Here is a 13,510-nt window from a genome sequence, read left to right on the forward strand (position 1 = left end):
AAAATTTTCGCTAACTTCTCCATGACTCTCTCCTATCCTATCCCTGCTCCTATTACATAGGACATACCGATTGAAATAACAAGTGAAATAAACCCAACGGCTCTGTTATCTTGTTCAATTTCATCATCGATTCGAAATTTCGGCGTCAAAAATTCGAAAATAAAATAGCTGACTAGTAAAAGAACGAATCCATATATTCCCCACCCTAGCATTCTTAACAAGTTGTCGTTATGCTCAATCGAATAGCGAAAAATATTAGCTAATCCAAATATTTTTCCACCTGTTGCCATCGCAACAGCCATATTTCCTTTTTGAATCTCTTCCCAATTCTTATACTTAGTAACGAGCTCAAACACAACAAGAAAGACGACAATGCTCAAGACAACCACGCTGTAATAAGCGGCGGATTCAATATACGGGTCTTTCCAAAAATCCCTCATTTTTGCATCACTCCTAATTTATATTACGCTCCACGTAATGAACTGACAGGTCTCTTTCCTTTACTTGTATCGTTCTTAAAAGAGATAGAAAACCCAGCATAGTCCATGAGCCATGTCGGATTTTCTATCTTCATATATGCTTGTTCAGCGCATCGACTGACACCTTTATTTCAGCACTCTTTTATTTAAATTCCACAACCGTAACGCCAGAACCTCCTTCAGAAGCTTCTCCGAAACGAATATTTTTGACAGAACGATGATTTTTCAAATATTCCTGTACACCTTTACGAAGAGCTCCAGTTCCTTTACCGTGGATAATCGAAACGCGCGGATAGTTGGCTAATAAAGCATCATCAATATATTTTTCAACTCGAATCAGCGCATTTTCATAGCGCTCTCCTCTTAAATCCAGTTCTAGATTTACATGATAATCTTTTCCCTTTACCGTAGCAAGCGGCTTCGTTTCTACAGGTTTTGGAGAACTGATATATTCGAGGTCTTTTTCTTTCACCTTCATTTTCATAATTCCCATTTGTACTTGCCATTCATTATTGCTTACTCGTTCCACAAGCGTTCCTTTTTGTCCCCAGCTTAAGACTTTCACTTCATCTCCAGCTTGAAGAGTGCGCTCTTGTTTTTTCGGCACAGCCGGTTTCTTTTTACTTTTTTCAAGAGTTGGAACTGCATCTTCTAGACGCTTACGCGCCTCAATCAATTCATGCTCTTTTACAAGCGCATGATTTTTTTGACTCATTTTACGCAAATCGCTAATGATTTTCTCTGCTTCTTCAGATGCTGCTTTAACTGTGGCTTGAGCTTTTTCTTCAGCTTTTTCGTACAGCTTATCTCGTTTTTCATTAAACTCAATAATCTGACTCTGTAATTCTTTATGAAGCTTCTGAGCCTCTTTTCTTAGCTCTTCAGCTTCTTCTAGCTCGTGTTCAGATTGACGACGGCTATCTTCAAGAGAGGCAATCATATTTTCTACTTTATTTGTTTCTGAGCCAATATAGCCTTTGGCACGTTCAATTACTTCAGCACTTAAACCTAAACGTTTTGAAATCTCAAAAGCATTGCTTCGGCCCGGTACACCAATCAGCAGCTTGTAAGTAGGGCTCAATGTTTCAATATCGAACTCTACGCTAGCATTGACCACTCCTTCACGGTTATAGCCGTACGCTTTTAATTCAGGATAGTGAGTAGTCGCAACTACGCGAGCGCCTCTTTCATATACTTGATCTAAAATCGAAATCGCAAGCGCTGCACCTTCTTGAGGATCCGTTCCTGCTCCCAATTCATCGAACAAGACCAGACTTTCGTGATCTACTTTTTGTAAAATATCTACAATGTTGACCATATGAGATGAAAAGGTACTCAAACTTTGTTCAATCGACTGCTCATCTCCAATATCAGCAAATACGTGTTTAAACACAGCCATTTCCGATCCATCCAGCGCAGGAATCTGCAAACCTGCTTGAGCCATTAACGTAAATAATCCAAGTGTTTTTAACGTTACGGTTTTACCGCCGGTATTTGGCCCTGTAATAACGATAGACGTATATTGATCACCTAGCTCAATATCATTGGCAACGACATCTTCCTGTGCAATAAGAGGATGTTTTGCCTTCACTAACTTAATATAGCCTCGATCGTTCATTTTAGGTTTTGAAGCTTTTAGCTCATGGCTATAGCGCCCTTTAGCAAACATGAAGTCCAGCTCACCTAACAGATAAACGTTTTGACGGAGTTCATTTGCCACTTCCGCTACATGAACGGTTAAAGCAATGAGAATACGCTCAATTTCTTGTTTTTCTTTTACTTTTGCTTCTTGAAGCTCATTGTTTAACGTCACAATCGCCTGAGGCTCAATAAATAAAGTTGCTCCGGATGAAGACTGATCGTGCACAATGCCTCCATACGCACTGCGATATTCTTGCTTAACAGGAATAACAAAACGTTCGTTTCGAATGGTAACAATTGCATCTGACAACATTTTTTGAGCAGACGAGGAGCGAATAAGGCTCTCTAGCTTTTCTCGAATACGAGACTCCGTTGAGCGAAGTTTTTGACGAATGCCTCTTAGCTGGTCGCTTGCACCGTCTAGCACTGTACCATTCTCATCAATACTCATTTTAATTGTTTGTTCTACCTCAGGAAGAGGCATTAGTTTTTCGATATGTTCAGTTATAATTGGAAGCTGTAAATCTTCGTCTTCCACTACTTGCTCGATAAATTGCTTGACTTGTCTTGCAGCATAAATAGTGCTTGCTACATCAAGAAGTTCATTAGAGCTTAGCGTTCCCCCAATTTCAGCGCGCTTCACGCTAGGTCGAACGTCAAAAATGCCCCCTAGCGGTACGTTGCCACGCAATCGCAGCACGGTTGTAGCTTCATCTGTTGCTTCCTGCCATTTGACTACTTCTTCATACTGAGTCGAGGGAATCAAATTCGCTACTTTTTCTCGGCCTAAAGAAGAAGCTACTTTTTTCTGAAGCTGTTCCTTAACTTTATTAAACTCTAGTACATGAAAAATACGTGATTGCAAAACTGATTCCTCCTGTTGCTTATTTATGTCGATTTAAAAAGGCGGTTAATTCTTTGAGACTATACGTATTTAATACCGTTTCTGGTTTAAGCCAGCCTTTAATTCCAGTAGATATTCCAATTTCCATATGCTCTAGCATGTCTAGATTGTGAGCATCTGTATTAATAGCAATTTTAACTCCTGCCTCTTGGGCCTTTTTTATGTGTTCAGCGGCTAAATCTAAACGGTTTGGATTCGCGTTTAGTTCAAGAGCCGTTTTTGTTTCTTTAGCTAATTCAATCAGCATATCAATATCTACATCATATCCGTTGCGGCGACCAATCAAACGACCGGTCGGATGAGCGATTAAATCTACATGAACATTGTTTAACGCTTGCTTTAAGCGATTCATAATTTCTTCGCGTGATTGCGAAAAACTAGAGTGAATGGACGCAATAACAAAATCTAGCTCAGCTAGCAGTTCATCATCATAATCAAGTGTTGCATCAGGCAAAATATCCATTTCAATTCCTGCTAGTATTGTAAAATCATCGAACTGTGCGTTTAAACGATTAATTTCTTCACGCTGTTTACGAATGCGTTCAGGCGTTAGACCGTTAGCTACTTTTAAATACTGAGAATGGTCTGTAATCGCCATGTACTCATAGCCTCGTGCGCGACATGCTTCCGCCATTTCTTCAATCGAATACGCCCCGTCGCTCCACGTGGAGTGCATATGCAAATCACCTTTTACGGCACCGTAGGTCACAAGGGTTTGAGGCTTTACAAATGCATCTACTTCCGTTCCATCTTCACGAAGTTCCGGCGGAATAAAAGACAGCCCAAAATGTTCATAGAATGCTTGTTCAGACTCAAAAGTCATAACTTCGCCTGTCTCCGCATTTTCAACGCCATACTCGCTAATTTTTTCACCGCGTTCTTTTGCTAATTGACGCATACGCACATTATGATCTTTTGATCCTGTAAAATGGTGAAGCGTTGTGGCAAACGCTTTATCTTCTACAAGACGAAAATCCACAGACACATCGTACTCATAGGCTAACGTTACCGATACTTTTGTATCTCCATTTGCAATGATATCCTTCACATTTGGCAGCGATACTAGCTGTTCACGGACAGCATGAGGCTCAGCTGTTGAAATAATAAAATCAAGATCTTTTACGGTTTCCCTCATGCGGCGAATGCTCCCTGCTTGAGAAAAACGCTCAATGCTATGCATCTGTTTAAGGGCTTCTAAAATTTCTTCCGCTATTGGAAGCATAAAAGCAAGAGGCAAACGATCAGGACGCTTCCCAAACTCTTCAATGGCAGCGATAATTTTTTCTTCTGTCTTTTTACCAAAACCGCTTAGTCCCTGCACTCGATTTTCCATACAGGCCTGATGCAGTGATTCCATATCTCGAATATCTAGCTCTTTATATAATTTAGCGATTTTTTTACCTCCAAGCCCCGGCAGCTTAAGCAAAGGAATAAGTCCTTCAGGAACTTCTTGCTTTAGTTCTTCTAATACGCTTGACTCATTTGTTTCCATATACTCTGTAATGACTGCAGCCGTTCCTTTTCCAATCCCTTGGAGCTTGGTAAAATCCTCAATCTCTGTCAGCGTTCTTTCGTCCGTTTCTAGCGCTGCAGCTGCTTTTCGAAAAGCGGAAATTTTAAAAGGGTTATCTCCCTTTAATTCCATATATGTAGCAATTGTTTCTAACAATTTAATAATATCCTTTTTATTCATCTCTTTTCACCAGCCTATTATCATAATAACGAAACTTTCAAAAACATGATGAGTGACATATTTACTCTCTCAAGTTTTCATCTAGACATACTTTTATCCTCATGAAAACCGCAGATCAGACTGCGATAAAAAAAGAGGGTATCTCAAAAGTATTATGACACTTTCGACACACCCTCTCAACAAGCTATTGTAATTTCATTACATTACACCATACTGAGTCCACAAATCTTGAATCGCAGACGATAAGTAGGGAGTATTTTGTACGATATTGATTGCAATTGAAGACTGTTGAATTGGCGTTTGAATTTCACTTACAGGAATCACGGCTCCAATGTATAACAAAATAAAAACGATGATATACACTTCAACGAATCCAAGTGCACCTCCGCCCCATTTATTTAACTGGCGCAGAATTGGCAATTCGGTTAAAGCCGTTAAAACAGAGCCTGCAAGGCGAAGTACAATGTGAGTAGCAAAAAATAAAATCGCAAATGCAATCATTCGATAAAAAGCGTCTTCTATCGTTCCAGAATCAAATACAAACGATGCGACACTTTGCTGCTGAATATTGTCCGGAAACGGAATCAGCAAGCGAAGTCGGCTTGCCAAATCTCCACTAAACATATAAGCGACGATAAACGAAACCGCAAAACTGACAATATGAATGAGCTGCAAAATAAATCCTCTTTTAAGACCTGTTACAAAGCCTAGAAGAAGCAATATAATTAAAATGATATTAAGCATTGACTCAGTCATTCCTCTTTTCCATAAAGTTTTTGTTCAAGTCTCTCATAGTCTTCTTTCAGTTTTATATATTCGTGTACAGCATTCACAGCTGTTAATACTGCTAATTTATTGATATCTAAAGAAGGGTTTTTAGTACTGATTTCACGCATTTTTTCATCCACTATAGAGGCGACAAGTCGAATATGGCTTGTACTTTCGCTACCGACGATGCTGTACTGCTGACCAAAGATGTCAACTGTCGCACGTGTTTTATCTTGTCTTGACACGAGAAAATCCTCCGTTCCACGAAAAATCCTAATCCCTATCATACCACGAAGAAGACTTCAATGGAAACATATCTATATTTAAGCTATCATAAGGGATAGTGCTTATAAAGTAAACTAAAATACCCCGAAAGGAGTGAAGCATTATGTCACATGCTGTTATTAAGGTATCAGCTGATAGAATAGCTAAAATGAAGCTTCATTACACATCCTATCTGCAGCCCAAACTGCCGCAGGGAAGTATTTTTTCGGCTAAAACTCCCGGCTGTTCTATCACTGCGTACCGCTCTGGAAAAGTACTTTTTCAAGGAAAAGAAGCTGAAACAGAAGCGGCTAAGTGGGGAGGCTCTTTAGATGCTGCGAAAAAGGCTCCTGTCTCACACCTCCCATCAAACTTCAGCTCACTATCAGTCATCGGTTCTGACGAAGTAGGGACAGGAGATTATTTTGGTCCTATGACCGTAGTTGCTGCCTATGTTCAAAAAGAGCAGCTTCCTTTGTTAAAAGAATTAGGAGTACGAGATTCAAAAGAGTTAACAGATGCTAAAATTATTGAAATTGCCAAGCAGCTTGTTTCTTTTATTCCCTATAGTTTGCTTGTTTTACATAACGAAAAGTATAATGCATTTCAAGAAAAAGGCATGTCACAAGGTAAAATGAAAGCTCTGTTGCACAACAAAGCTTTATCCAACGTGTTAAAAAAATTGGATCCTGAAAAACCCGATGCCATTTTAATTGACCAGTTTGTCGAAAAAAACACCTATTATAAACACGTGGTAAAGGAAAAAGAAATTATCAAAAAAAATGTCTTTTTCAGCACAAAAGGAGAAAGCGTTCATTTATCTGTAGCTGCTGCTTCCATTATTGCCAGATACGCATTTTTAAAACAAATGGATTTGCTGACGGAAAAGACCGGGATGGTTATTCCTCGCGGAGCTGGCGCACAAGTTGATATTGCCGCTGCTAAAATCATTAAGAAACATGGCGTGAATGCGCTGAACTCTTTAGCTAAAATTCATTTTGCTAATACGGAAAAAGCTTTAAAATTAGCTAAAAAATAAGAGATGTGGAAATCCACATCTCTTTTCTTATTCTTATGAACGAAGCGTTGCACCAAATTCTTTTTCTACAGCCTCTAACACTGCACCATGTGCTTTTGCTACTTCTTCATCAGTTAATGTACGTTCAGGATCTAAGTATCGTAAAGAGAAAGCTACAGATTTCTTGCCTTCTTCCATACGCTCGCCTTCATATAGATCAAATACCGTCACGTCTTTTAAAAGTTCTCCGCCCGTCGTATAGATGACGCGCTGAACTTCTCCTGCAAGAACGTTTTTATCTACCACAAGTGCAATATCACGTGTAATAGATGGGAATCTTGGAATAGCTGAATAACGAACTTCTTCGACATCTGCAGCTAATAGCTCTTGAAGGTGTAATTCAAATACGTATGTTTCACGAAGACCATACTGTTTCTGAGCAACAGGATGAACTTGACCTACGTATCCAATTTCTTTTTCATCTAACCATACAGCCGCTGTACGTCCAGGGTGCATACCGTCTTTTTTAACAGGAGCATATGAGATTCGTTTCTCCAAACCAAGCTGTGCAAATAACCCTTCTAGTACACCTTTAATCACATAGAAATCAACGACTTTCTTTTCACCTTGCCAGCCGTGAGCATGCCATAGACCCGTGATTGCACCTGCTACGCGCTCCTGCTCATCCGGTAATTCTCCTTCACCTTTAGATAAGAACACTGAGCCTGTTTCGTATAGCGCAATAGAATCCGACTGGCGAGCATTATTATGCTTCACTGCTTCTAGCAAATGAGGCACTAAGCTTTGACGAAGGATACTGCGATCTTCACTCATCGGCATTGCTAGACCAATCGTACTTGTTGCATTTAGTGCAAACTGAGTAGCTTTTTCAGCGCTCGTTAGCGAATATGTTGTTGTTTGTGCTAGTCCCGCACCTTCTAAGAAACGGCGAACTTTACGGCGTCCAAGCTGATACTCTGTTAGTTTTCCTGGAGTTGCCACTGTTACAGGAAGCGTTGTAGGAAGGTTGTCATAGCCATACATACGCGCTACTTCCTCGACGATATCTTCTTCAATTGTAATATCGCCTCTACGAGTTGGCACTGTTACAACAATGGTTTCGTCTTCCACTTTGTTTTCAAATTGAAGACGGTTCATAATGTCTTGTACTTCTTCCATTGATAGCTCTGTACCAAGCACATCGTTAATACGGCCAAGTGACACAGCTACAACAGCAGGTTCCACAGTTAGTGTATCTACTTCTACAGTACCGCTTACCACTTCACCTGAAGCGTATTCAGCCATTAATTCTGCTGCGCGGTCAGCAGCTACACGCGTACGGTTAGGATCAATTCCTTTTTCAAAACGAGCGCTTGCCTCACTGCGAAGACCGTGGTCTTTTGAAGCTTGGCGAACCGTTAAGCCTTTGAAGTAAGCTGATTCAATGAGAACATTTACCGTATCGTCTTTTACTTCGGAGTTCGCTCCGCCCATTACACCTGCAAGAGCTACCGGCTCACTGCCGTTTGTAATGACAAGCTGATTGCCTTTTAATACGCGCTCTTGATCATCAAGTGTTACAAACTTTTCGCCTTCTGACGCGTGACGTACAACAATTTCTTTTGAACCAAGACGATCATAGTCAAAAGCATGCAGCGGCTGGCCGTATTCAAGCAAAATATAGTTGGTAATATCAACAACGTTGTTATGAGGTCGAATACCAGCTGCCATTAAACGCGTTTGCATCCATAATGGTGACGGAGCAATTTTTACGTTTTTCACAACGCGCGCTACATAAAGCGGATTGTCTTCTTTTGCCTCTACTTTAACGGAAATATAATCAGCTGCTTGCTCATCAGACGTTTGCACGTTTACTGACGGATACTTCACTTCACGACGTAAAATAGCAGCCACTTCATGTGCTACGCCTAACATACTTAAGCAGTCTGAACGGTTTGGTGTTAGCCCTAGTTCTAATACTTCATCGTTTAAGTTTAATGCATCTAGTGCATCCGCTCCTACTTCAGCATCGCTTGGGAACACGAAGATGCCTTCTTGATAATCTTTTGCCACAAGCTTGCTTTCAATGCCAAGCTCTTGAAGAGAACAAATCATACCGTTCGATTCTTCACCGCGAAGCTTAGCACGCTTGATTTTAAAGTTACCTGGAAGTACAGCTCCCACTTTTGCAACCGCTACTTTTTGACCTTGTGCCACGTTTGGTGCTCCGCACACGATTTGAACGATTTCTCCTCCGCCAAGATCTACTTGACAGCGGCTTAATTTATCAGCATTTGGATGCTGTTCACGTTCTACAACGTGACCAATTACCACTCCGCTGATGCCTTTATTTAAGTTTTCTACACCTTCAACTTCAATTCCACTTTTTGTGATTTTATCTGCTAACTCTTCTGCCGTTACGCCTGATAAGTCAACATACTCTTGTAACCAACGATAAGATACAAACATCGTAGCCCCTCCTTTATACTTGTTTAAATTGATCTAAGAAACGAACATCATTTGTATAGAAATGACGAATATCATCCACGCCGTGCTTTAACATAGCAATACGCTCTACACCGATTCCAAAAGCAAAACCACGATATTTAGTTGAATCGTATCCAGCCATTTCAAGGACATTTGGATGAACCATGCCAGCTCCTAAAATTTCAATCCAGCCTGTTTGTTTACATACATTACAGCCTTTACCTCCACATTTTGCACACGATACGTCTACTTCTACAGACGGCTCAGTGAACGGGAAGAAACTTGGACGAAGACGAATTTCACGGTCTGCACCGAACATCTTTTTCACAAATACTTCAAGCGTGCCTTTTAAATCGCTCATACGAATGTTTTCGTCTACTACAAGACCTTCAATTTGCATGAATTGATGAGAATGCGTAGCATCATCGTCATCGCGGCGGTACACTTTACCCGGGCAAATAATTTTAACAGGTCCTTTGCCTTCATTCTTGTTCATAACACGAGCTTGAACAGTTGATGTATGCGTGCGAAGAAGCGTTTCTTCCGTAATATAAAACGTATCTTGCATATCACGTGCTGGGTGACCTTTTGGCAAGTTCAGCGCTTCGAAATTATAGTAGTCCTGCTCTACTTCCGGTCCTTCTGCTACTTCATAGCCCATTCCTAAGAATAAATCTTCTACTTCTTCAACCACGCTTGTTAGCGGGTGATGCGTACCTGCTTTAACAGGGCGTCCTGGAAGCGTTACGTCGATTGTTTCTGAAGCAAGTTTACGCTCTACCTCAGCTGCTTCTAACGCCGTTTGTTTTTCTTCAATTTTAGATGCAATAGCTTCACGCACTTCATTTGCAAGTGCTCCCATTACAGGACGCTCTTCAGCTGAAAGTTTTCCCATACCGCGAAGCACTTCTGTGATAGGGCCTTTCTTTCCTAAATAAGCTACGCGTACGTCGTTTAATTCTTTTAAAGCACTTGCTGCTTCGACTTTTGCAATTGCTTCTTGTTGAAGTTCTTGTAAACGTTCTTTCATCACTTATTCCTCCTTTTAACGTAAAAAATGACAAATAAAAAAACCTCCTCCCAAAAAAGGGACGAGGATTAGTCGCGTTACCACCCTTGTTAACTATATACACAGACGTATACAGTTCACTTCATTCAAGTTAACGGAATCTCCGGAACACCTTTACATCTATGTAAGATGGTCTAAGTGTCAACTCAAGAGGTGAATTCACTTATTACATTTATAAAAATGCTTTCAGTCGCGGCATTTTCTCCCTGCATAAACGGACATAAGCTACTGCTCTCTTTCATCGTTTTTTACATATGTAACTATTGTATTATTATAGTGAAAACACGTTCTCGATGCAACTACATTCCGCGTAAATAATAAAGTAAGATTCCAGAAGCGATGGCAACATTTAGCGACTCGCTCTTTCCATAGATGGGAAGGTACAGATTCTGATCCGTTTGTTCCAGCACTTTCTCGCTTACGCCGTTTCCTTCATTTCCCACAATCAGCGCAAATTCGTTTGAAGGTTTTACGCATGAGTAGACCTTTCCATTTTGTAGAGACGTGCCGTAAACTGCTATTCCTCTTTCTTTTAACAGTGAAATCATTTCGAGTAAATCGCTTTTTACAATTGGAAGATGAAAAATAGCTCCTTGCGTTGAACGAACGACTTTTGGGTTGTACACATCCACGCTGCCCTCTCCAACGATAATAGCGTCCACTCCGGCAGCATCAGCGGTTCGAATAATCGTACCTAGGTTACCTGGATCTTGCACCGCATCTAAAAGCAATACTTTCTGTGCTGTATGAATGATTTCTGCATGCTTCGTTTGAAAACACACAGCGATAATTCCTTGAGGTGTTTCGGTGTCAGATAATAATTTGATTATTGCTTCGTTGACAACGGTTATTTCAATACCGTCTATGTTCCACTGTGCTGGCACTTCGATTGATTCGCGTATAATTAGTTCCTTTACGCAATCCTTATTTTTGATAGCTTCTTCGACTAAATGAAAGCCTTCTACCATAAAAAGGCCCTGCTTATCACGGTCTTTTTTATTATGCAGCTTTTTCCACGCTTTTACCTGCGGATTTTTAACTGAATCAATTTGTTTCACAAACATAACTCCTTTATCTATATAAAAATAAATAGTTCGATTACATTTTGCTCAATAATCATTAGATAAGTTTCACTTTATTGTACATAGAAATCGCAAAGAAAACAAAAACTATTGGTAACTTTACGATAGCTGAGGTGAAAATGATGGATCTTAATTTACGAAATGCTGTTATTGCAAACGTTTCAGGAAACTCAAAAGAAGAGCTTGAAGCTACAATTTCTGACGCTATTCAAAGCGGCGAGGAAAAAATGCTCCCTGGACTTGGTGTTTTATTTGAGGTGCTTTGGGAAAAGTCTCCAGAATCAGAAAAAGAAGAAATTCTGACAACGCTTGAAAACGGTTTAAAATAAATAGCCTTGTCCTATGTACAGCAAAAAGCTCATTCTCCTAGGAGAATGAGCTTTTTTTAATTATACGTAATTGCGTTTACCGTATTTCGGTCTAAGCGTTTAATTACTTCCGCAATTAATTTAACTGCATTTTCATAATCATCACGATGAAGCATCGCTGCATGAGAATGGATATAACGAGTTGCGATCGTAATTGAAAGTGCTGGCACCCCGTTAGCTGAAATATGGATAGAACCTGAGTCCGTACCGCCTCCAGCGATTGCATCAAATTGATATGGAATATTTAATTCATCTGCCACATCTACCACTGTATCTCGAAGTCCTTTATGAGAAACCATGGAAGCATCATATAAAATGATTTGCGGACCCTCTCCCATTTTAGAAGATGCTTCTTTATCAGAAACACCAGGTGTATCTCCAGCGATGCCGACATCAACAGCAAATGCAATATCCGGTTCAATAAAGTTAGCGGATGTTTTTGCACCTCGAAGTCCAACTTCTTCTTGCACCGTTCCTACACCATACACAACATTTTCATGTGTTTCATTTTTTAAAGCTTTTAATACATCGATAGCGATTGCACAGCCGATACGGTTATCCCAGGCTTTCGCTAGCAGCATCTTTTCGTTGTTCATAACCGTAAATTCGAAATAAGGCACAACCTGATCACCAGGTTTCACTCCCCACTCCGCTACTTCTTCTCTGCTAGAGGCACCAATATCGATGAACATATCTTTAATGTCAACTGGCTTTTTACGAACTTCTGGAGGCAGGATATGAGGAGGCTTTGAGCCAATAATCCCCGTTACCTCTCCTTTAGATGTAACGATGGTTACGCGTTGAGCAAGCATCACTTGAGACCACCATCCGCCTACCGTTTGAAAACGAATAAAGCCGCGTTCATCAATTTGAGTCACCATAAAGCCTACTTCATCTAAGTGACCGGCTACCATAATTTTAGGCCCTTGTTCGTTGCCCACTTTTTTTGCAATCAAACTGCCTAGCCCATCCGTCGTTACTTCATCTGCATAAGGTGCAATATATTTCTTCATAACCTCACGCGGTTCACGCTCATTGCCAGGAATTCCTTTTGCATCTGTTAGTGCTTTAAGCATCGTCAATGTTTCATCTAACTTTGTCATATGGATTACCCCTTTCATATGTATACCTCTATTATAGCTAAAAAGAGGTTGAAGTAAAATTTCCCATCCCTTTATTTCTAGTATCCTTGTTCTTGGCGTTTAAAATTCACTTCATTTTTTGAGATGTACGCCTTTTCAATATGTTCAGCGGAAAAACCAAACATATCGCCAAGCGTCATGTAAGATACAAACATGTCCACATAGTTTTCTTTCGACTGATCCTGCTCGAAAGCAGCAACTTGTGCAAATACCTGTAAAAATTGTGCTGTTTTTGAATCACTTGCTTTTGCATCTGGTAACTCAGTTAAATCATCGTATCCTTTTTCAATCCCTAAAGAAAGGATAAAATGTACACCGTCCACAAATTCTTCTAAAATAACAGCGTCTTCAGCCGGAGGTTTGACGCTCCAAAATTTGAAGCAGCGCGTTTCGTTTGCCAGCTCTCCCATTTCGACAAGCAGTGCTAAAAGCTTTCTCGGAATCAAATCTTCCTTATGAAGCTCATGCTTATCCTCTATATGCTGATCCAGCTGGCGCTGCATGGTAAATAGCTGTTGTAAATTCAATGTAATCACTCCTGTAATTATGTATATCTTCTTCTTTTTAAACCAATAAAGAAATTATATCAAAAATC

At 40.2% G+C, this 13,510-nt stretch carries 12 protein-coding genes and 1 other annotated feature; of the genes, 2 read left to right on the forward strand and 10 right to left on the reverse strand.

Annotation, left to right across the window (positions count from 1 at the left end):
* Positions 1 to 32 precede the first annotated feature (32 nt).
* From ACFX4W_RS07860 to zapA, 5 genes are all read right to left on the reverse strand, one after another.
* Entirely contained in the window at positions 33 to 440 is a 408-nt protein-coding gene (locus ACFX4W_RS07860) for a DUF350 domain-containing protein (protein ID WP_013059411.1), read from the reverse strand.
* Positions 441 to 621: 181 nt separating this feature from the next.
* Positions 622 to 2,985, reverse strand: coding sequence for an endonuclease MutS2 (locus ACFX4W_RS07865; protein ID WP_280560401.1), 2,364 nt, complete (start codon positions 2,983 to 2,985; stop codon positions 622 to 624).
* A 19-nt stretch (positions 2,986 to 3,004) separates the two neighbouring features.
* Positions 3,005 to 4,717 carry a DNA polymerase/3'-5' exonuclease PolX gene (polX, locus tag ACFX4W_RS07870; RefSeq protein WP_162215015.1) on the reverse strand — a complete coding sequence of 571 codons (1,713 nt, stop codon included), beginning with the start codon at positions 4,715 to 4,717 and terminating at the stop codon, positions 3,005 to 3,007.
* A gap of 198 nt (positions 4,718 to 4,915) precedes the next feature.
* Positions 4,916 to 5,473, reverse strand: coding sequence for a CvpA family protein (locus ACFX4W_RS07875; protein WP_014458067.1), 558 nt, complete (start codon positions 5,471 to 5,473; stop codon positions 4,916 to 4,918).
* Positions 5,470 to 5,730 carry a cell division protein ZapA gene (zapA, locus tag ACFX4W_RS07880; protein WP_013059415.1) on the reverse strand — a complete coding sequence of 87 codons (261 nt, stop codon included), beginning with the start codon at positions 5,728 to 5,730 and terminating at the stop codon, positions 5,470 to 5,472. The genes ACFX4W_RS07875 and zapA overlap by 4 nt, the downstream gene beginning before the upstream one ends.
* A 143-nt stretch (positions 5,731 to 5,873) precedes the next feature.
* Between zapA and rnhC the strand changes: the two genes are divergently transcribed.
* Entirely contained in the window at positions 5,874 to 6,788 is a 915-nt protein-coding gene (rnhC, locus tag ACFX4W_RS07885) for a ribonuclease HIII (RefSeq protein WP_043976029.1), read from the forward strand.
* A 33-nt stretch (positions 6,789 to 6,821) separates the two neighbouring features.
* On the opposite strand, the gene pheT is transcribed toward rnhC, so the two are convergent.
* The 3 genes from pheT to ACFX4W_RS07900 form a co-directional block, all read right to left on the reverse strand.
* Complete coding sequence (gene pheT / locus ACFX4W_RS07890) at positions 6,822 to 9,236, reverse strand: phenylalanine--tRNA ligase subunit beta (RefSeq protein WP_043976027.1); 2,415 nt, start codon at positions 9,234 to 9,236, stop codon at positions 6,822 to 6,824.
* A gap of 13 nt (positions 9,237 to 9,249) precedes the next feature.
* On the reverse strand, positions 9,250 to 10,284 hold the full coding sequence (gene pheS, locus ACFX4W_RS07895) for a phenylalanine--tRNA ligase subunit alpha (protein WP_014458064.1): 1,035 nt from the start codon (positions 10,282 to 10,284) through the stop codon (positions 9,250 to 9,252).
* A 54-nt stretch (positions 10,285 to 10,338) separates the two neighbouring features.
* Positions 10,339 to 10,574: a binding site (T-box leader), on the reverse strand.
* A 48-nt stretch (positions 10,575 to 10,622) separates the two neighbouring features.
* The gene (locus ACFX4W_RS07900; protein WP_198530619.1) at positions 10,623 to 11,387 is read right to left on the reverse strand and encodes a TrmH family RNA methyltransferase; all 765 of its coding nucleotides are present in this window, start codon (positions 11,385 to 11,387) and stop codon (positions 10,623 to 10,625) included.
* 140 nt (positions 11,388 to 11,527) lie between these two features.
* Between ACFX4W_RS07900 and sspI the strand changes: the two genes are divergently transcribed.
* On the forward strand, positions 11,528 to 11,734 hold the full coding sequence (sspI, locus tag ACFX4W_RS07905) for a small acid-soluble spore protein SspI (protein WP_013059420.1): 207 nt from the start codon (positions 11,528 to 11,530) through the stop codon (positions 11,732 to 11,734).
* 56 nt (positions 11,735 to 11,790) lie between these two features.
* Here sspI and ACFX4W_RS07910 read toward each other — a convergent pair whose 3' ends face one another.
* Complete coding sequence (locus tag ACFX4W_RS07910; protein WP_016765694.1) at positions 11,791 to 12,876, reverse strand: M42 family metallopeptidase; 1,086 nt, start codon at positions 12,874 to 12,876, stop codon at positions 11,791 to 11,793.
* A gap of 77 nt (positions 12,877 to 12,953) precedes the next feature.
* Positions 12,954 to 13,442, reverse strand: coding sequence for a dUTP diphosphatase (locus ACFX4W_RS07915; RefSeq protein WP_016765695.1), 489 nt, complete (start codon positions 13,440 to 13,442; stop codon positions 12,954 to 12,956).
* Positions 13,443 to 13,510 lie beyond the last annotated feature (68 nt).

Source organism: Priestia sp. YIM B13489, from assembly GCF_042787645.1.
GTDB classification, from domain to species: domain Bacteria; phylum Bacillota; class Bacilli; order Bacillales; family Bacillaceae_H; genus Priestia; species Priestia megaterium.